Origin of the sequence: Neorhizobium sp. DAR64860/K0K1, assembly GCF_050500205.1 — a bacterium.
GTDB lineage: Bacteria > Pseudomonadota > Alphaproteobacteria > Rhizobiales > Rhizobiaceae > Neorhizobium > Neorhizobium soli.
Window position 1 is genome coordinate 2,760,230 of sequence record NZ_CP191459.1, and the last position, 20,712, is coordinate 2,780,941.

The following is a 20,712-nucleotide window of genomic DNA, read 5'->3' on the forward strand; positions in this document are numbered from 1 at the left end:
CTGCATAAGACGACCGTCCTCTGGAGCAAAGGTCCTGGATAATCTTATCACGTAGTACGCGACATCGTCGCGCGCGCCACTGCACGTCTGGATTGCCCTCACCCTGCTTCGCGACCGCAATAACAAGCCCGACGCAAGCTAACCCCGATAATTACAAGGATAAGACGCGTGGAGTGCGTCAATCGTCAGCACCGCTGCCTTGGAACGGGATGGTCATGAACGCCAATATCGCACCTGCAACTGCCCAGGCTTCGCCCTTCGCCAGTATTCTGGAGAAGGCGCAGAACCAGCAACTCTCGCTCGGCGATCTGTTCCAGGTTGCAGAAGCGCTCAATTCCAGCGGCCAGCAGGCGCGCGCCGTCGAGGTCTACAAGGTGTGGACCGCCTTCAACGAAACCCACCCGCTTTTGCATGTCGCCTATTTCAACTACTCCGTGACGCTGCGACAGCAGGGCGACAATGCCGGCGCCATTCTCGCCTTGCAGGCGGCCAACAGGCTCGATCCGCTTTTCGGCCCGGCCCATATCAATCTGGGACGTACGCTCGAAGATTCCGGCCTCATCAATCAGGCACTCCAGAAATGGCGCACCTATATCGATCTGACCGACGAAGTCATTCCTGACCGCATCAACAACCGCCTGATGGCCATGCAGCATACCGGCCGCGTGCTCGAAAACGCAGGTCGGCTGGATGATGCGGAATCCATCCTGTGGCAGGCGATCGAACTGCAGCCAAACAAGACGGAGGCCGGCCAGCACTGGAGTTCGATTCGCCAGCGCCAGTGCAAATGGCCGGTTCTGACTACGACATCGCCGCATGTGACGCCGCGCCAGCTTCTCGATGCGATGTCGCCGCTGACGCTGTCGTGCTATTCGGACGATCCGATGTTCCAGTTGGCCAAGGCCTATCGCTACAGCAAGCAGCTTATCGGCGGGCCGTTCGACCTCAGTGCCTTCCCGCGCAAGGCTCCTAAGAAGAAGACCGGAACCGGCCAGCGCGTGCGCATCGGTTACCTGTCATCAGACCTTCGCGACCATGCCGTCGGTTTCGCATTGCGCGAAGTGCTCGAGTTGCACGACAAGGATAGCGTCGAGATCTACGCCTACTATTGCGGCGAGGCCCGCACCAATGACGCGACGCAGGACCGCATCAAGGCGGTCGCCGACCAGTGGCGCGATATTGCGGCACTTGGCGATGCGGAAGCGGCGAAGACGATCCGCGCCGACGAGATCGATATCCTGATCGACGTCAACGGCTATACGAAAATGGCCCGTGCGAAAATCTTCGCCTACCGTCCGGCACCGGTCATCGTCAATTTCTGCGGCTATCCGGGATCGATCGGCAGCCCGTTCCACCAGTACATGATTGCCGACGGTCACATCGTGCCGCCGGAAAACGAGATCTTCTATACGGAGAAGGTGCTGCGGATCGCCTGCAACCAGCCGATCGACCGCAAGCGCGTAATCGCCCCGACGCCGAGCCGCATCGATGCCGGACTGCCGGACGGCGCCTTCGTCTATGCCTGCTTCAACGGCATGCAGAAGATCACATCGGACTGCTTCAATCGCTGGATGAAGATCCTGTCTGCAACGCCCGGCAGCGTCCTCTGGCTGCTCGCGGGGGACGAGGATGCCAATGTGCGGCTGCGTCAGTTGGCAGAAAAGCAGGGCATCGCGGCAGAACGGCTGATCTTCGCGCCGAAAGCGCCGAACGCCAATCACCTTGCCCGCATCGCCTGTGCCGATCTCTTCCTCGATACATTCCCCTACGGCGCGCATTCGACGGCATCGGACGCCATCACCATGGGTCTTCCGATCCTCACCGTGTCGGGCAACGGCTTTGCCTCGCGGTTCTGCGGCAGCATTGTTGCCGCCGCCGGCATTCCGGAGATGATCTGCGCCACACCGGAGGAGTATGTCGCGCGCGCCATCGGCTTTGCGCATGACCGCGAGAGCCTGCGCGCGATCAGAACGTCGCTCTGGGACAAGCGCGACACGAGCGCGCTTCGGGACATGCCCGGCCTGGCGCGTCGGCTGGAAGAACTCTACTGGCAGATGCAGGGCGAGGCCGAGCGTGGCGAAACGCCGTTGCCTGACCTTCGCAATCTCGACATCTATTACGAAGTCGGCGCGGAGCTCGTTCTCGAGGGGATCGAGTTCGAAACTGCCGATGCCTACCGGAAGCGCTACACATCGAAGCTGGCATATCAGAACGAATATGCGCCGATTCCCTACGACGACCGTTTCTGGAAACAAAACAAGGGCTGAACTGTCCTGACCCGGCTGTTCTCGATCGAGAGCGTCCGGGTTTTCGGCAGTCTCAATGCTCAAAATCCATTTTTAAAATCAAATGCCGCATCAAGGATCATAGCGTATGACCTCGACCATTTCCTCCCTGAGTGCCTCTCAGGTCAGGTCCCTCTCAACGGCAAGCGTCGCTGCGTGGACCACGGAAGATGTCGCATCGCTTTCGACCAAGCAGATCGCTGCGATGTCGTCCTCGCAGATTGCGGCCCTTGATGTCGAAGACGTCGACGTGATGAACACGGTGCAGCTCAATGCCATTTCGCAAAATGCGATCATCGGCCTGACGCTGGACCAGTTGTCCATTCTCAACGGGAACGAAATCGCCAGCCTGAGCACGAGACAGGTTTCCTCACTGTCGACCGCACAGATCAGCAGCCTTTCGGACGATCAGGCCGAGGCTCTGACCTCCGTCCAGGTCGGCGCCCTCACCTCGGAACAAATCGCGGCCCTTACACCCGACGAGATCGCAACATTTTCGACCGCCGACATGGCTGCGATCAGCCCGAAAGGTGTGCGCGGCCTGACATCGACGCTGATCGCCGCACTGTCGGAAGAACAGGTTGCAGCGCTCAACACAGCGGCGATTTCCAATCTGGCCACGAGCCAGATCGATGCCTTTTCCGCCGATCACCTTGCAGCGCTGAAGACAATCCAGATTGCCGCTCTCGGCGGGTCGCAAATGGGCGCATTGACCAGCAACGATATCGCGGCGCTGTCGACGGATCAGGTTGCGGCGCTCAACACAAGGGCGATCGTCGGTCTCAACACCGATCAGATTGCTGCTCTGTCCATCGACCAGGCCGAAGCGCTATCCTCGGTCCAGGTAAAAGCGCTGACCTCGATCCAGCTTGCGGTTCTGAGCGCAGAGGCGATCGAAACGTTTTCGACGGCGGACATCGCATCGATCAGCAGCAAGGCGGTCTCCGGTCTGACAACCGACGTGATCTCAGCCCTGTCCGAACAGCAGATCGCCGCCCTGACCGTGGGGACGGTTGCGAAGCTTTCGGCAACGCAGGTGGCAGCGCTCTCGGTCGATCAGTTCACTGCCATGGCGACAGCGCAGATCGCAGCGCTCAGCGCAACGCAGATCACCGCCATCAGCACGGGGACCATAGCCGAATTTTCCACGCAGCAGATTGCAGCACTCGGAACCGCGACCGTTGCCAAGCTTTCGACGGTTCAGATTGCAGCACTTTCCGAAGATCAAGCGGAAGCGCTCTCCTCGGTCCAGGTAAAGGCCCTGACCTCGTCGCAGATCGCAGCCTTCAGCGATTCGGCAATCGCCACCTTCTCGACCGACGATATCGCTGCCATCAGCAATCGTGGCATTGCGGGGCTGACCGTCGAGAACATTGCCGCGCTGACAACCGGACAGATCGCTTCGCTCAGCACGTCCGCCATTTCCAACCTCGGCACGGACCAGATTGCCGCCCTTTCGGTCGAACAGGCCGAGGCCTTGTCTTCGGTCCAGATCAAGGCGCTGAGCTCGAAGCAGCTTGCCGCACTGTCGCCGGAGGCAGTCGCAACCTTTACCACCGCCGAAATCGCCGCGATCAGCAGCAAGGGTATCGGCGGCCTCAGTTCGGATGCGATCGCAGGACTTTCCATCAGCCAGGTCGCGGCTCTCGGCACGGGTGCGATCGCCAAGCTTTCGACAACCCAGATCGCCAGCCTTTCGGCCGAGCAGGCGGATATCCTATCCACCCTGCAGATCGCGGCACTGACCTCGAAACAGCTTTCAGCGCTTTCCCCCGAGGCAATCGCGACGTTTACGGCCGCAGAAATCGCGACGCTCACCAACAAGAGCATCGGCGGCCTCAGCACCGATATCATTGCGGCACTCACGACAGCGCAGATCGCCGCTCTCGGGACGAGCGCGATTGCCAACCTCGGCACGCAGCAGATTGCGGCACTGTCGACGGATCAGGTGGCTACGCTTTCGGCGGCTCAGGTGAAGGTACTGTCTTCCAAGCAGGTTTCTGCGCTGACGGAAGACGGTATCGCGACACTGTCGACGAACCAGGTGGCAGCACTGTCAACAGGTGCCATCAAGGGCTTGGTCGCGGACCAGATCGGTGCAATGTCGACCCGGCAGGCCGAAAGCCTGACGTCGGCACAGGTCGGCGCCCTGTCGTCGAAACAGCTCTCGGCGTTCGACGATGATCACATCGCCACCTTCTCGACGCTCGATATTGCAGCAATCGGATCGAGCGCGGTTGGCGGGCTGTCGGAGGATGCGATCTCGTCGCTCTCCGCAAGCCAGATCGCAGCGCTTGGGACAGGTGCCCTGGCGGCACTTGGTACAGGCCAGATCGCAGCTTTTGCGACATCCCAGATCGGAGCATTGAGCACCCAGCAGATCGCCGCCCTGAAACCGACACAGATCGCAGCGCTCGGCGCGAGCGACATTGCGGTTCTCTCCACGGCGCAGGTCGCTGCACTGAGCGCCTCCGCAGTGGCAGCGCTTGGCGTCGATCAGGTCGAGGCTCTCACATCCGCACAGATCACGGTGCTTGGCTCCAAGCAGATGGCGGCCCTGACATCGACGCAGGTCGCAGCGCTTGATACCGCCGACATCGCACGGCTATCTTCCATGCAGGTCGCAGCCCTAAGCGCCTCCGGCGTTGGGGGTCTCAGCACCAGACAGCTCGCCGTTCTGTCGGTCGATCAGGCCGAAGCGCTGAATTCCAATCAGATCGGTGCACTCACATCGTCGCAGCTTGCTGCACTCGGGACCGACGACATCGCGACATTCTCGACCAAGGAGATTTCGGCGATCGGTTCGGGCGCAATTTCGGGTCTGTCCACGTCAACGATCGCCAGCCTGTCGAGCGAGAAGATCGTGGCGATCAGCACAGCCGGTATCTCCGGCATGACGACACGGCAGGTCGATGCCCTGAGCGCTGGTCAGATCGCGATCCTTTCCACCAAGCAGATGTCGGCGCTGACCTCGCTGCAGGTCTCTGTTCTTGAGACTACAGATATTGCCGCTCTTTCCTCGAGCCAGGTGAACGCACTCAGTTCCACCGGTGTTGTCGGCCTGACCACGAGCCAGATTGCCGCGCTCTCCTCGGATCAGATCGCAGCGCTATCCACCCGCCAGGCTGCGGTTCTGAGCTCGTCGCAGATCGTGGCGATCATCTCCAACAATATCGAGGCGTTTTCCGCCAAGAACCTCGGCGTGATCAGCTCCAGCGCGGTTGCCGGGCTTTCAACATCGGTCATCGCTGCTCTTTCGACCGCAGCCATCGCGGCGCTCAGCACGAACGGCATTTCCGGACTGACGACGAAACAGGTGGATGCGCTGACATCCGACCAGGTTTCGGTCCTCACCACGAAGCAGCTCGCGACACTGACCTCGGCGCAGGTCGGTGCTCTCGGCGCCAGCGACGTGACCGTGCTGACGACCTCCCAGATCGCGGCGCTTAGCGCGGCGGGTGTCGCCGGGCTTTCGACCGGCCAGCTGAGTGCGTTGAGCACGGCGCAGGTCGAAGCCATGACGGCCTCGCAGGTCGGCGCGCTCAGCTCCAAGCAGCTTGGAGCGCTCGGCACCGACGATATCGCCACATTCTCCACCGCAGATATCGCCGCGATCGGCTCGGACGCCATTGCCGGCCTCTCCACCGACATGATCGCGGCACTGTCGGTCGACCAGGTCGATTCGCTCAGCACAGCCGGCATAGCCGGTCTCAGCACCAGGCAGATCGACGCCATGGACTCGGCGCAGATCGAGGCGCTGACAAGCAAGCAGGTCGCGGCCCTCAATTCCCGGCAGGCGACGGCGCTCGACACTGCCGATATCGGCAAATTCTCGACGCAGGATATTGCAGCGATCGGCTCCGACCTCATCGTCGGGCTTTCGACCGCCGTGATAGCAGCACTGACCACCGATCAGGTCGCAGCGCTGAGTGCAGCCGGACTGTCCGGGCTGTCGACGAAGCAGATCCAGTCTCTGACAAGCGACCAGATCGGATCGCTCTCATCGTCCCAGATTGCGGTTCTCAACTCCAAGCAGATCGCAGCGCTGGATACGGAAGATGTCGCGGCCCTTTCGGCCGGCCAGATCGCCGCTCTGAGTTCGGGCGGCGTTACGGGGCTTTCGAGCGCGCAGATCAGCATCCTTAGCACCGCTCAGGTCGAGGCCTTCACTGCGACCCAGGTTGGCGCCTTCAGTTCATCGCAGATTGCAGCGCTTGGCGCCGACGATCTTTCGACCTTCTCGGAAGCCGATATCGCAGCGATCAGCTCGGCTGCGATGCAGGGTCTGTCGACCGCGACCATCGCGGGCTTTTCGGCAGACCAGATCGAAGCGCTAGGCACCGCCAATATCGCCGGCCTGACGACGGCTCAGGTCGGGGCGATGAGCACGGATCAGCTGTCTGCGCTGACCACGAGCCAGATCAAGAACCTGACCTCGCGGCAGATTTCGGCGCTCGGCACATCCGGGATCGCTGCCTTCTCCCACGATCAGATCGAATCGCTCAACACGGCCGCCATCGCGGGGCTGACAACGGCCCAGATGAGCAGCATGAGCAGCGATCAGGTCGAAGCTCTAACGTCCGTTCAGGTTGCCATGCTGAGTTCGACGCAGATCGCATCGCTTGGCACGGACGATCTGGCGACATTCAGCACCGGCGATCTTTCGGCGATCAGTTCGTCGGCCATGCAGGGGATCTCGACAGCGACGATTGCCAGCTTCTCCGCCGATCAGATCTCTGCACTCGGTACCGGCGGCATTGCCGGGCTGACAACGGCCCAGATAAATGTCCTCAGCACCGATCAAGTCGGCGCACTCACCACCGGCCAGCTTTCGGCCCTGACATCGAGGCAGGTGGCAGCGCTCGGCACCGACGACATTCTTGCCATCTCGGCCGATCACATTTCGGCGCTCAACCCGTCGGTGATCGCCGCTTTCTCGACGGTCCAGATCGCAGCGCTCAGCACGAGCCAGTCGGAGGCCCTGACATCCAGCCAGATCGCGACCTTGAGCTCAGGCCAGATCGCAGCCTTCGGCCTTGACGACATCGAGACATTCTCGACTGCAGACATCGCCGCCATCACGTCCAAAGCCGTGCCCGGCCTGTCGACGTCGATGATCGCGGCACTTTCGACCGACCGGATCGCGGCTCTCAGCGCCGACGGCATTGCAGGCCTGTCGACCGCCCAGATCAATGCCCTGAGCGTGCTGCAGGTTGAAGCCCTGACGACTGCACAGTTCTCGGTGATGACGTCCCGCCAGCTTGCGGTGCTCGGCACGGACGATCTGGCGATGCTGTCTCCGAACGATATCGCGGCGCTCAACACAGGCGCGATACCAGGCCTCTCGGCGACCCAGATTGCCGCCTTGACGGTCGATCAGGTGGAGGCATTCACCTCCGATCAGGTGGGCATGCTCACATCCACACAGCTTGCCGCGCTTGGCCAGGACGATATCGAAGCGTTCTCGACCAGTGACATTGCCGCGATCAGTTCGGAGGCGATGCCTGGCCTTTCCACAGCAATGCTGTCGGCGTTTTCGGTCGAGCAGATCTCCGTGCTCGGTACCGGCGGCATTGCAGGACTTTCGACGGCGCAGATCGCCGTCTTGAGTTCGATGCAGATCGAAGCTTTGACGACCACGCAGATCGCGGTTTTCACGTCCAAGCAGATTGCAGCGCTCGACACCGGCGATCTCGCCGTTCTCTCGAGCCAGCAGCTTGCGGCCATCAGCTCGGCCAGCGTTGGTGGACTTTCGACGGCAACGATCGGCGCCTTCACGACGGAGCAGATCGCGGCTTTGAGCCCGGCTGCGATCTCGGGTCTCTCCACCAGCCAGATCAACGCCATCAGCGTCGATCACCTGGAAGCGCTGACGACCGACCAGGTCGGCGCCCTGACCTCCAAGCAGATGGCCTCGCTCGGCACAGACTATATCGCAGCACTCTCGGTCGAACAGATCGCGGCGATCGGTGCCGGCGGCATTTCCGGTCTCGGCAGTGTTCAGATCGCAGCTCTCAATACCGAGCAGATCGACGCGTTCACGACGAGCCAGATCGCGGCGTTGAGTTCCGGCGCGCTGATGGGGCTCTCGTCGGAAGATTTCGAGACCTTCTCGACGGCGGATCTGGCAGCGATCAGCTCATCCGCAATCAAGGGCCTTTCGACCGGCTTTATTGCCGCGCTTTCTAACGATCAGATTGCTTCTCTGAGTGCCGGCAGCGTCGGCGGCCTGACAAGCCTGCAGATCGACGCCATGAGTTCGCAGCAGATCGACGCGCTTTCGACCGAACAGCTTGCGGGCCTCGGCGCCAACGGACTTGGGGGGATCTCGGCAGACGATTTCGGCACGTTCACACTCGAAGAGCTGGCCGTTCTCAACCCGACTTCGATCAAGGGACTGCCGGTCAGCATCATCGCAGGTCTTTCCACGATCCAGATCGGCGCGCTGACGACCAGCCAGGTAGCCGGCCTCGGGTACAACCAGATCGTCGCCATGAACACCGATCAGCTCGCCGCATTGTCGGTCGATCAGGTCGGGGCGCTGGGCGCGCTTCAGGCATCGGGCATCGGCGCCGACGATATTCTCGGCTTCACCACCGAGGAGATTGCCGCCTTCAGCACCGGTGCGATCTCAAGCTTGAGCACGCTGGTCATCGCGTCGCTCACCACGGCACAGGCAGAGGCCCTCACACCGCTGCAGGTCAACGCGATGACGTCGGCACAGATTTCCGCACTGACGGATGCGGGCCTTGCGACATTCTCGGCCGAAGACATCTCGCTCATCAGTGCCTCGGGGATCTCCGGCATATCGACGGCAGACATCTCGCATCTGACGAGCGACCAGCTTGCGGCGTTGATCGATACGCAGATGGGATCGTTGAGCCCGGACCAGATCTCCGCCGTGATCGCCCGCTATGTCGCGTAAGTAAGGTTCACCGCGTCGCGGTGAACCGCTCGACGGCCGTTGGGTTCAAAGCATCTGTGAGAAACCGGTAAACCTTGCGGCGCGGCACGGGCGGACAGATGCCACCGCGCCGTGCTTCTGCTAAGCTTGCTGCCGATGAAGCAGGAGTTGGCTCTTGTCCGACGATCAGGATAAAGACAGCAAAACCGAAGACCCGACTGGTAAAAAAATCCAGGACGCGATGGACAAGGGCAACATCGCGATCTCGTCCGAGGTGGCGATCTTCGCCTCGACGCTTGCCTTCTACATCTACCTGATCTTCTTCCTGCCGCAAAATACCGCTCATCTGGCTGAGGTTCTTAAAGATCTGGTCGAACGCCCCGAACAGTGGCGCATCGATTCGAGCGCGGACCTGGTGTCGCTTTGCGCCTATGTGCTGCTTCAGAGCGCTTATTTCATGCTTCCGGCAGCCGTCCTGTTCATGGGCTTCGGGTTGCTTGCGTCGGCAGGTCAGCACATGCCGTCGTTCATTCTCGAACGAATCAGGCCGCAGTGGAACCGGATCTCGCCGATGTCCGGGTTCAAGCGGCTTTTCTCGATGCAGGGCATGGTCCATTTCGGCAAATCGCTGATCAAGATCGTCGCCGCCGGCATCATCATGTACCTGTCGCTGCGCAACGAGTATTTCAAACTGCTCGATTCGATCTTTTCCGACCCGCAGACGCTTTTTCCGATTCTGGCGCGAATCATCAAGAAGATGATCATCGTCGTTCTGGCCTGCACGTTTCTGGTTGCTGCACTGGATATCGCCTGGACGCGGTTCCACTGGTTTACCGAGCTTCGGATGACCAAGCAGGAAATCAAGGACGAGATGAAGCAGTCGCAGGGCGACCCTTTCGTCAAGGCCCGGCAGCGTTCGATTGCCCGTGATCGCGCCCGGCGGCGCATGATCAACAGCGTTCCGCGCGCCACACTGATCATTACCAACCCGACCCATTATGCGATCGCATTGCGCTATGTCGCGCAGGAATCGGAAGCTCCGGTCGTGGTTGCCAAGGGCCAGGATCTGATTGCGATGCGAATCCGCGAAATTGCTCAGGAGCACGGAATACCGATTTTTGAAGACCCACCGCTCGCCCGTTCCATGTTTGCGCAAGTCTCGGTTGATAGCATCATCCCATCGGTTTTTTATAAGGCGGTCGCTGAACTGATCCATCGGATCTATGCGGGACGTCGTCAGAACAAACGGATGCGCTGACAGAATGAAAAAATGCTCCTATTCCGCCGTACGTGAAGAAATTCTCGCAAAGGCCATCGGCCCGCTTGCATCCGAATTACGGCTCATCGATGCGGCCGATCTCATTTCGCTTTTGCGGCTTGAGTATCATGCCAATATCTCGGACCTCGTCTCTTCGGCGGCCGAGCTGTATTTCCATCCCGGCACCGTGAATTTCGGCGTCGGTGGCGACTATCATCTCGACTGGGATACGCACCCATCGGTCACGCTGGACCTGGAGATCAAGCCGCGTGGCGTGACGATCCATGCTCAGCTGACGCTTCAGGCCGAAAAGGCGAGCGTCGAAATCAACTACATCAGCTTCCTTTCGCCCTCGGCCAATCCTGACGAGAACACCCGGTTTCTCGAGCGCAGTCTTCAGGACGCAGCCTTCGTACCGTCCATGCGCGGTTTGGCCGGCATGGCCGCCACGGCGAACTAAAAGGCGTCGTACCGCGGATCGTAAAGCTCCGCTTAACCGGGTCTCTGGTACATATGCTTGATTCGGCATTTGACTGCCGAATCAAGCGGCGATGCCCGGGAATGAAGCCCGATCTTTAAGGGTGAAGACCATGACTTCGACGACGCTGTCGACCTATACGAGCTATCTGATCGTCAACCGCGACATGAAGTCGTCGCTTGACCGCGTCGCCAACCAGGGCACGGTCGCTCGCGATACCGAATATTACGAAGCCAATATCGACAAGGTGACGACAGCCGACGAATTCGTCGATGACTATCGACTGTATTCCTATGCGATGAAGGCCTATGGCCTTGAGGAAATGACCTACGGAAAGGCCTTCATGAAGAAGGTCCTGGAGAGCGATCTCAGCGATACCGCAAGCTTTGCCAATTCGCTGACCGACAAGCGCTATGCGACCATGGCGGCGGCTTTCAACTTCGGCACAAAGACCGCCGAGGCGCAGACTTCGGTTCAGGAAGATAATCTCGTCAAGGCGTATCAGGATTCCTTCGATCAGGAAGAAAAGGATATCCAGTCCGAGGTCGACTATTACAGCAAGGCCATCGCTAATATCACCGATGTCGACGACCTCCTGTCGAACAGCCGGCTGAAGACATATGTGCTCGACTCATTCGGGCTCGATGCCAAGTACACGTCCACCAGCTATCTGAAGCAGGTGTTGACCAGCGATCTCGAAGACCCGAACAGCTTTGCCAACCAGACCGGCAGCGACAAGTTCGTGGCGCTAGCCGAAGCGTTCAACTTCCAGGCTGACGGCACGGTCGCAGACGGCGACAGCGCCCAGACGAGCGGCCAGATCGAATCGCTGAGACTCGATTACGTCTACAACAAATCGACGTTCCCATCCGATACGCTCGCGGCCGCCAACCAGACCTACTGGGAAACCAATATTGCCTCGATGACCAGTGTCGACGAGTTGGTCGACGACCCGCGGATGGTCGAGTATCTGACCACGGCCTTCAGCGTCAAAGTGCAGTTCACCTCCACAATCCGGTCGCTGCTGACCAGCGATTCGGCTGCAGCGACGCTTGGCTATACGGGCGTCAAGGCGATGTTCAATTTCCAGAGCGACGGTTCGATCGCCACTGGCGAGACCGCTCAGAACCAGACCCAGCTGGCGTCTACCAGCACCTCCTACCAGACGGCCTTCAAGGCCAACCAGGAAGATGCGGTCACCAATGCGGTCACCAACTATCAGACGCGCATCGCCGAGGTGAAAAGCGTCGATGACTTTCTAAGTTCGAATAAAGACGACGACGACGATACCAATGACGATGTTACGGAGATCTGGGACGTCGCGCTGCGCGCCTATGGGATCGATCCGGCCGATGTCAGCAAGAGCCGGCTCAAGGATATTCTTGCAAGTGATCCCAACGACCCGAAGAGCTATGTCAACCAGCTGAAAGACGACCGGTACGTCAATCTGGTCAAGGCGTTCAACTTCGACGCGGAAGGCGATATCGACACGCCGCTCCTCGTCCAGTCAGCCAGCGTCATCAGCAATTTCGCGACAGACTACAAGACGGAACAGCTCAAACTTCTCAAGGGCAGCGCTCGCGAGAAGGCGGAGGAAGCTGCCGACAAGGAGATCGACTACTACAATACCCAGATGCAGACGATCACCACGGCCGCCGAGCTTATTGCCGACGACCGCCTGGTGTCCTTCGTGCTCGAATCGAAGGGGATCGATCCCAAATCGGTCACCAAGGACGAGCTGAAGAACATGTTCTCGTCCGATCTCGACAATCCCAAAAGCTATGTGAACAGTCTTGCCAACGGCGTGTTTGCTGAGATCGTCGCATCGTTCAACTTCGATAGCGAAGGCAACCTTTCTGCGCAGCCCGTGGGCACGATCCAGCAGCGCGGCGACGTGCTGGCGACCGTCAATAACTACAAGCAACAGACGCTTGAAGAGCAGGAGGGGGAATCCAACGAGGGCGTGCGGCTGGCGCTGTATTTCGAGCGCAAGGCGGCGGACGTTACGAGCGCTTATACGATCCTTGGCGACACGGCGCTTTTCGAGTTCTTCAAGACGACGTTCAGCATGTCCGACTACATATCCAACATGGATACGGATCAGCAGGCGAGCATGATCGAGAAATACGTCGACATCTCGAAGCTTCAGGATCCGGACTACGTGACCAAGTTGATCAAGCAATACACGGCGCTCTACGATTCCGAGAACAGTTCGACGACATCGCCGGCGCTGACGCTGCTCACAACCACCGGCACGACACGCATCAGCTCCGATACGCTGCTTGCCGTCGCCCAGCTTTCATCGAAATAGAGACTTCAGTGGATGTAGCCGAGGCGGATCGCCTTGGCGATCGCCTGGATGCGGTTCACGGAATTGAGCTTGATCGTCGCGGAGCCGAGATAGGCGTTGACGGTGTGAACGGAGAGGCCAAGCTTCTCGGCGATCTCTTCGCTGATACGACCGTCGCCGGCCAGTTGAAGACACGCCACTTCCCGTTCGCTCAAGGATTCGGCCGGCACGCTTCGACGCTCATCGAGTGCCAGAAGGTCCATCATGACCTGACAACTTCTGACGTGCTGGTCGATGATCAGATTGCTGCCCAGCTCCAGCGAGCCCGACAAAAACGTGACGTAGCCATTCCCGAGAGCACCCAACCGCACCGGGAATGCAATTCCTGACGATGGCATGATCCGGTCGTCGATCTTGCGCACGAGCGAGGAAAAATCGCCGGCCTCGCTATAGGCCCCTTTTTCCGTGCCGGTCCACACGATCGGCAGGATCGACATTTCGATATGATCGAGAAACATATCGCCGTAGGAGCTCACGAGTACGCCCTGATGCTCCCCGCTTCCGGCGCCCCAGTTGTCCAGCTCGCAGACCAGCTTGCGCTTGTTGGGAAGCCCGGCGCCGGTAACACGAAACACAGCGAAGTGCCGCGCCTTGAGGTTCCTCTGCATGGCGACGAGTTTGGGAAATATGTCAGAACGACTGGAGGCACGCTGAAGACGCAGATACTGGATGCTGCCCGGTCCATCTGACGTTCCACCGCGGGAAAAGCCCATTGTTGCCCCAAGCCTTCCTAAACCAGATTGTTGCGTACGGCATAAGCGATCGCTTCCGACCGCGTTTTGGTTGCCGTCTTACGCATCACGCTGGTGATGTAGTTGTTGATCGTATTGCGGGAGATCCCGAGGATCACCGCTATCTCATCGCTGGTCTTGCCCTCGGCGATCCAGAACAGGCATTCCAGCTCGCGTTCCGTCAGTTCGAAGTCGCGTTCAGCCTTGGCATCGCGCGCCTCGGCAAAGCTTGCGCCATAGGATGCAAACAGTCCGACTTCGCGAAGTCTTTCCTGTGACAGGATGATGCCTTCCAGGAAAAGCAGCATCAGAGAGAAACGGGTTTTGCCGACGCAGAATGTCAGCGAACAGTATTGGCGGCTGATGTCGTCCGGCGGCGTGATGTCATCGGGCAGGAGCGCGAAGCTCGGGGTCAGCAGCGACAGACACTTTTCGAGTTCCGTCGAACGCGCATAACCACTCGCCAGATCCGCCCCGAGCCGTCGGACGAGATCGAATGGCCAGTTGGAGGTTACGATGAAATCGAGACCGTGTTCCTGGACGAGGTCGTAGCGGGCGAGAAGAAAATGCGAAGCGCCAACGTAGTCTGCGAGCAGCCGCATGATAGCCTGAACGTTGTTCGATCTCGACAAGATCGAAAGCCGTCTTACCAGTTGTTCACGGGAGATAATTTTCGACCCAGGTCCATCGTGATACGCGCGCTGGTCGATCGTCATCTCTGCTTCAGGCAACTCCACCGTTATCTGCTCCCCACCGGCTCCTCTCCCCGAAGGGCGACACCGGTATGTTCAAACGACGTATGGCATCCGCTTCCAGAATTAAGGCAGTTCCGGGTGCCGATACCCTGGCGTGACCGGTCCATTCCGAATCAGACTTCACATGTGCAAAGCCTAGACGTTGCCGTACGAATCAGGGCCATTGTAGGAATCGCTTTTGGAAATGCTATGCCGCGAGCGCCGATTTTGCCCACTTCCATCCATAAAGGCTTCATCAATGAGGCTAAAATGCGCCAACTGTATGGCAATGCCCACGCGACAAGGCCGGGACGAGCCCGGCCTGTTGTGATCATATGTTTGTGAAGGCAGTTTAGGCTGCTTTGTCGATCGCCCACTTGCGCAGGATTTTCGCGGCCCGCTCTTCGGAGATCTCGACCATGCGGGAGAGACGTTTTTCCGGACCTTCCTTGACCCGGCGGTTGAAGCCGCCGTCGTCGGCACCGCCCATAAGATCGTCCGAGCTGTCGAAACCGAAGTCGGCGCCGAAGCCATCCATGAGCGCCGGGCTTGCGCCACCCGGTGAGAAGTCGGGAAGTTCGAGGCCGGCCGCATCGGCGGTAAGCTCTCCGGCCGGGACGCTGGTGTTGCCACCGACGGTGCGCACCAGAGGACGAAGGCCAAGCCAGACCACGAGGAAGGCGACAAGAACGAACGCAAGCGAGTTGATGATGCCGCCGATATTACGGTTGAGCACTTCCATCATACCCGGACCAGACGAAGCGGCCTCGTCGAGAAGCTGGGTTTCGACGAAATCCATGGCCGTGAGTGTGACGACATCGCCGCGGTCGCTGCTGATGCCCGCAGCCGAAGACACGATCTTCTGCATCTCGGCAAGATAGGCGTCGACCTTTGCTTGATCCGCGGGCTCGCCCACCATCTTGGCAATACGGCCCTTGTTGACGACGACGGCGATCGAAATCTTTTCAATCTGATAGCCGTTGCGAACTGTCGCCGTGGTCTTCTGATTGATTTCGTAGTTGGTCTGCTCTTCCTTCTTGTCCGACTGGTCGGAGGATTTAGGAGCGCCGTCGCCGCCGGCCTGAGGAGCGGCCTGGGGAACGTTCTGCTCGACCGTGGTCGCGCTGTCGTTCTGGGCCTGCTGCGACTTGGAAGCTTCCTTGGTGGAGCGCACCGACCGTTCAACGCGGGAGTTCGGGTCGAAAACGGTTTCCTGGATCTGCTGGCTGTCGGTGTTGAGGGCGGCAGTCACGCTGGAGCGGAAGTTATCCATTCCGAGAAAGGGTGCCAACGCCTTGTCGATGTTGTTTTCGATTTCCTGCTGGACCGACTGGACCACACCGAGCGAACGGCTGATCTGGCTGTTGCTGCCATCGTCACCCGAGGCGAGAAGCTGGCCGGTTGAATCGAGGATCGTGACATCGTCGACTTCGAGGCCCGGGACGGCCGAGGCGACGAGATGGCGGATAGACGCAGCGGCTTTGCGACCGGCGGATGCGTTCGCACGGATCATCACGGACGCCGTCGGCTTCTGCTCGCCGCGACGGAAGTTGCCGGCATCAGGCATGACGATGTGGACGCGTGCGGCCGACACGCCGGAGATCTGCTGGATCGAACGGCCGATTTCGCCTTCGAGCGCCCTCACCCGCGTGACTTCCTGCATGAAGGAGGTCAGACCGAGCGAGCCGACATTGTCAAACAGCTCGTAGCCGGCATTCGCGCTGTTGGGCAGGCCGCGTTCGGCAAGCATCAGACGCGCCTTGCCGGTCATACCGACAGGCACCTGGATGCTTGCGCCATCAGAGCCAACCTCAAAGGGCATGTTGGCTTCCGCAAGGGCGATGCTGATCTGATTGAGATCGGCTGTTTCCAGACCGACATACAGTCCCTCATAGGAGGGCTTGTTCACATAAAGGGCAGCGGCCAGAACGATCGCTATCGAAACGACGCCGACGGCGCCCAGCGCGATCAATCGTGTCTGGCCAAGACTGGCCAGATTTTTGAATATTGTTGGAAATTGAGATAACAGATTCATTCTGTCCCACGCCGCCAGATAACATCTCGAGCCTATGCCCAGCATCACCCTAGGGAGCGAAGCTTGCGCGAGCGTTTCGAAACGTCGTGTCTGGTTGCCGCATGATGATTGCAACGCGGCCTGGCAGCAGGGTCAGAGACAGTCTGTGACGTCAGAAGAAATCGAAGTCTCCGGCGGCCTTGTTGAGCGGCTGGGAGTGGCCGTGGCGCATCCCGTTGGCCAGCGCCTTCTGCATGTCGGCAAGTTTGACGAGGCTGAGAGCCGTCGACAGATCCACCATCCAGTCGCTCGGAATGCTCGCGGTGACGGTATCGATGAACTCTGCGAGACCCCGCGTTTTCTGCACCGCGAGATCGATGCCCTGCAGCACTTTTACGCTGTCGGGCGAATGAAGCAGGCCCGGGCCGCCCAGTTCCAACACCTGCGGTTCGATACGCTCGATCAGATAGGCGACATCGTGCAGCTCCGAGACGAGGCGCATCAGTACCTCGGGCAGAGATTCCTCAAGGGAATCGCGTATCGGGGCGGTGATTTCAGTCATGAATTTCCTCGTCTTTACCCAGGCGTAAGAATTAAAAGAATTCGATCGAGCTTTCGACGGGCTTTGGTGGCGTACGGACAGGACGCTGCTCCAGCGCAACCGTCTTTTGCGTTTCGGCGCCTGTGAGAGGATATTGCCGGGCACGGCCGCTGACCGGCCAGAATTCCAGCTTGCGGCCGTGATCGCCTCCGGTCGAGGACCCCACCACCGGAATGCCTTCGTCACGCAGGAACTCCACGGCGAAGGCCGCATTCTGTTCGCCGACATTGGAGAAGCTGGCAATCGTCTTTGCGCCGCCGAAGATCTTTGCCTCGAGCCGGTCACGACGGGCACCCTTTTTCAGGAGACCGTTGATCAGCAACTCCATCAGGTGCACGCCGTAGCGGGTCGCGTCGCCCCCCGACGACGCTGCCCCGCCCGAGCCCGGAAGCAGGAAGTGGTTCATGCCGCCGACACCGGCGACAGGATCACGAAGGCAGGCAGCCACGCACGAGCCAAGAATCGTCGACAAAACCACATTGGGATCGCTTTCGACCTTGAATTCGCCCTGGATAATATGGACGCGTTTGGCACCTGCCGGGTCGTTCATTTAAGGGCTCCGAACACCGCCTCGATAGCAGCTTTCATCTTTTCGATTGTGAATGGCTTGGCGAGCACGTTGTTGGCGCCGAGCTGAGCAGCCTTCTGAACCAGAGCGCGATCGCCCTGCGCCGTCAGAATGATAAACGCTGCCTTCTTGGTATTCGGGTTGGTGCGCACGGCCTGCAGCAGGCCCAGACCGTCCATGTTCGGCATGTTGAAGTCCGAGATCACCAGGTGATGCGGCTGCTCGGCCATGATCTTCATGCCCTGCACACCATCGCCGGCGGCAGTGATCTGCTTGAAACCGAGCTGTGTCAGAGCGTCGCTGAGCAGCAGTCGGCTGGTGACCTGATCGTCGACGATCAGAACTTTGATTTTTTCAGCGAGGGACATTATTCGGTACCTTCTTTTCGGGCGGCAGTTAGTTTCAGTATTTCGTCTCCGATGGAGCCGAGCGGCAGCTGCTGCTCGACTGCACCAATTTCGTAGGCGACCCTCGGCATGCCGTAGACCACACATGTCTTTTCGTTCTGGCCGATCGTGCGAGCGCCTGCGCTGCGCATCCTCAACAGTCCCGAAGCCCCGTCGCGACCCATGCCCGTCAGGATAGCCCCGACCGCATTGCGACCCGCCAACTCCGCGACCGAATCAAACAGGACATCGACGGAGGGCCTGTGGCCGTTCACCGGATCGCGCTCGACCAGCCGGCAGCATGGCGCCGACGGATTGACCACCTGAAGGTGCCGGTCGCCACCAGGCGCGAGATAGATCTTGCCGATCTCGAGACGCGCACCATCGGTCGCTTCCTGCACTACAGGAGCGCAGATACGATTAAGCCGTTCAGCAAAACTTTTCGTAAACGTGGACGGCATATGTTGAGTGATTACAGTCGGTGGGCAGTTCAGCGGAAACTTTTGAAGCACTGCGATCAACGCTTCAACGCCACCGGTAGAAGATCCGATCGCCACAACCTTGCGACCATTGCGGTAATCTGATGCCGGCGTCGGGACCATTGAGACCGGAGCACTGACCTGTCGGCGTGCAGAGCGTGCCGCGGCCTTTACCTTTTCAGCCAGATCCATGAACGGGCGAACGTCTCCCGGCACCGGCTTTCCGACGCAGTCGAACGCACCGATTTCGAGCGCGGCAAGCGTTGCGTCGGCGCCGCGCTGGGTCATGGTCGAGACCATGATGACCGGCATCGGACGCAGACGCATGATCTTTTCGAGGAAGTCGAGGCCGTTCATGTTCGGCATCTCGATGTCCAGCGTCACGACATCAGGATTGAGCTGCTTGATGGCGCTACGCGCTTCCATCGCATCGCTGGCCTGCCCGACGACGCTGACATCGGGATCGGAATTGAGGACGGCCGTGATCAGGCCTCGCATGGTCGGGCTATCGTCGACGACGAGAACTCTGGCCGGTGCGATCATGCCTTCCTCCCGGCATTCTTGCCCATATATTTGTAGGTCGTGATGCCGATATTATCGAACGTGTTCTTCGCTTCGCCCGATACCCGCTCCGAATGGCCGATATAGAGATGGCCGCCTTCCGGCAGAAGCTGGGAGAAGCGCGACCAGATTTTCACCTGGGTCGGTTCGTCGAAATAGATCACGACGTTGCGGCAGAAGATGATGTCGAAACCGCCCTTGAAGGGCCATTGCGCCATCAGATTCAGTTCGTTGAAGGTGATGAGCTTCTTGACGCGATCATCGACCTGGAACTTGCGGCGGCCACCGACGTCGACCTCGCGGAACCACTGCTTGCGCATGGCCGGGGAGACGGTTTCGAGGGCACCTTCGTCATAGGCTCCTGCCCGCGCGGCAGCCAGGATCTTAGGGTCGATATCGGTTGCCAGGATGCGGAAATCATAGTCGGCAGCGTTGGGAAGAAGGCCCAGCACCGTCAGCGCGATCGAATAGGGCTCCTGCCCGTCGGAACAGGCCGCCGACCATATGCGCACACGTCCGCCATTGCGGGCACGCTGGATCAGCCCGGGCAGGACCTCGTCCCGAAGGTGCTCGAAGTGGTGGTTCTCTCGAAAGAAACGGGTGAAGTTCGTCGTCAGATGCGACAGCATCTCCCGGCGTGCCGGAGCGCCCTCAACGGAGGCGACCAGGGTACAGTATTCCCGAAAGCCCCGCAGTCCGAGGTTGCGGATATGCTTGGACAAGCGGGAATAGACGAGCGACGCCTTGGAATCGTTGAGGTAGATCCCGGCATCGGCGTAGATCATCGCCGCAATCTCCGACAGGTCGCGGCGCGTCAACGGGTATTCCCCGCTGGCGAGGACTTCGTCCGGCGACTGTCTGGCTTCTATGGCGCCCAGGGGCATCATGCGGCTTCGCTTTCCTTTTCGAGGTACGTCTCGGGGAAGAGATGATCCAGCTCGATCATGCAGATCATCCGCTTGTCGAACGCCAGAATGCCCTTCGCGTATTGTTTCGCCAGGTCGGAGGAAATCTCCGGCACAGGCTGGATATTCTCTTCTGTAATCGTAAGGATATCGGAAACGGCCTCGACCAGCAGGCCGACAATCCGTTTCCCGACCTGCGCAACGATGATGACGTGACGCGCCGTCGGTTCGGCATCCTTCATTCCAAGCCGCGCCGACAGATCGACGATCGGCAGCACGGCGCCGCGCAGATTGATCACGCCGCGCACATCGGCGGGCGCGTGCGGCAGCTGCATTGCCGGCGTCCATCCGCGGATTTCGCGGACAGACATGATGTTGACGCTGAATTCCTGATCGCCGATCCGGAAAGCGATCAGCTCCCGGCTTGCCTGCGTCAGATTTTTCACAGCGTAGGACAT

General features: G+C 59.7%; 14 protein-coding genes. 5 read left to right on the plus strand and 9 right to left on the minus strand.

The features are described from left to right. Window positions 1–215: 215 nt before the first annotated feature. From ACQY1J_RS18015 to ACQY1J_RS18035, 5 genes are all read left to right on the plus strand, one after another. On the plus strand, window positions 216–2,267 hold the full coding sequence (locus tag ACQY1J_RS18015; protein WP_430250484.1) for a glycosyl transferase: 2,052 nt from the start codon (window positions 216–218) through the stop codon (window positions 2,265–2,267). A gap of 106 nt (window positions 2,268–2,373) precedes the next feature. Then, window positions 2,374–9,210 (plus strand): beta strand repeat-containing protein, encoded by a 6,837-nt coding sequence (locus tag ACQY1J_RS18020; protein ID WP_430250485.1) that lies wholly within the window; start codon window positions 2,374–2,376, stop codon window positions 9,208–9,210. Window positions 9,211–9,364: 154 nt separating this feature from the next. Next, complete coding sequence (gene flhB, locus ACQY1J_RS18025; protein ID WP_430250486.1) at window positions 9,365–10,447, plus strand: flagellar biosynthesis protein FlhB; 1,083 nt, start codon at window positions 9,365–9,367, stop codon at window positions 10,445–10,447. Between the two features lie 4 nt (window positions 10,448–10,451). Then, window positions 10,452–10,907 (plus strand): hypothetical protein, encoded by a 456-nt coding sequence (locus tag ACQY1J_RS18030; protein ID WP_062453827.1) that lies wholly within the window; start codon window positions 10,452–10,454, stop codon window positions 10,905–10,907. A 130-nt stretch (window positions 10,908–11,037) separates the two neighbouring features. Continuing rightward, complete coding sequence (locus tag ACQY1J_RS18035) at window positions 11,038–13,236, plus strand: DUF1217 domain-containing protein (protein ID WP_430250487.1); 2,199 nt, start codon at window positions 11,038–11,040, stop codon at window positions 13,234–13,236. 5 nt (window positions 13,237–13,241) lie between these two features. Here ACQY1J_RS18035 and visR read toward each other — a convergent pair whose 3' ends face one another. The 9 genes from visR to ACQY1J_RS18080 all read right to left on the minus strand — a co-directional run bounded on the left by visR (window position 13,242) and on the right by ACQY1J_RS18080 (window position 20,712). After that, on the minus strand, window positions 13,242–13,988 hold the full coding sequence (gene visR / locus ACQY1J_RS18040; RefSeq protein ID WP_062453829.1) for a transcriptional regulator VisR: 747 nt from the start codon (window positions 13,986–13,988) through the stop codon (window positions 13,242–13,244). A gap of 17 nt (window positions 13,989–14,005) precedes the next feature. Continuing rightward, window positions 14,006–14,722: a transcriptional regulator VisN gene (visN, locus tag ACQY1J_RS18045; RefSeq protein ID WP_082471832.1), complete on the minus strand. Its 717-nt coding sequence runs from the start codon at window positions 14,720–14,722 to the stop codon at window positions 14,006–14,008. A 370-nt stretch (window positions 14,723–15,092) separates the two neighbouring features. Then, entirely contained in the window at window positions 15,093–16,775 is a 1,683-nt protein-coding gene (gene fliF, locus ACQY1J_RS18050; protein WP_062579079.1) for a flagellar basal-body MS-ring/collar protein FliF, read from the minus strand. Window positions 16,776–16,926: 151 nt separating this feature from the next. Further along, window positions 16,927–17,316, minus strand: coding sequence for a chemotaxis protein CheT (gene cheT / locus ACQY1J_RS18055; protein WP_062453832.1), 390 nt, complete (start codon window positions 17,314–17,316; stop codon window positions 16,927–16,929). 31 nt (window positions 17,317–17,347) lie between these two features. Next, window positions 17,348–17,905: a chemoreceptor glutamine deamidase CheD gene (gene cheD, locus ACQY1J_RS18060; protein ID WP_062453833.1), complete on the minus strand. Its 558-nt coding sequence runs from the start codon at window positions 17,903–17,905 to the stop codon at window positions 17,348–17,350. Continuing rightward, on the minus strand, window positions 17,902–18,291 hold the full coding sequence (locus ACQY1J_RS18065; protein WP_062453834.1) for a response regulator: 390 nt from the start codon (window positions 18,289–18,291) through the stop codon (window positions 17,902–17,904). Before ACQY1J_RS18065 ends, cheD begins: the two co-directional genes overlap by 4 nt. Further along, window positions 18,291–19,331: a protein-glutamate O-methylesterase CheB gene (gene cheB / locus ACQY1J_RS18070; protein ID WP_062453835.1), complete on the minus strand. Its 1,041-nt coding sequence runs from the start codon at window positions 19,329–19,331 to the stop codon at window positions 18,291–18,293. Before cheB ends, ACQY1J_RS18065 begins: the two co-directional genes overlap by 1 nt. Beyond that, window positions 19,328–20,236 (minus strand): protein-glutamate O-methyltransferase CheR, encoded by a 909-nt coding sequence (cheR, locus tag ACQY1J_RS18075; RefSeq protein ID WP_062453836.1) that lies wholly within the window; start codon window positions 20,234–20,236, stop codon window positions 19,328–19,330. Before cheR ends, cheB begins: the two co-directional genes overlap by 4 nt. Continuing rightward, window positions 20,233–20,712: a chemotaxis protein CheW gene (locus ACQY1J_RS18080; protein WP_062453837.1), complete on the minus strand. Its 480-nt coding sequence runs from the start codon at window positions 20,710–20,712 to the stop codon at window positions 20,233–20,235. Before ACQY1J_RS18080 ends, cheR begins: the two co-directional genes overlap by 4 nt.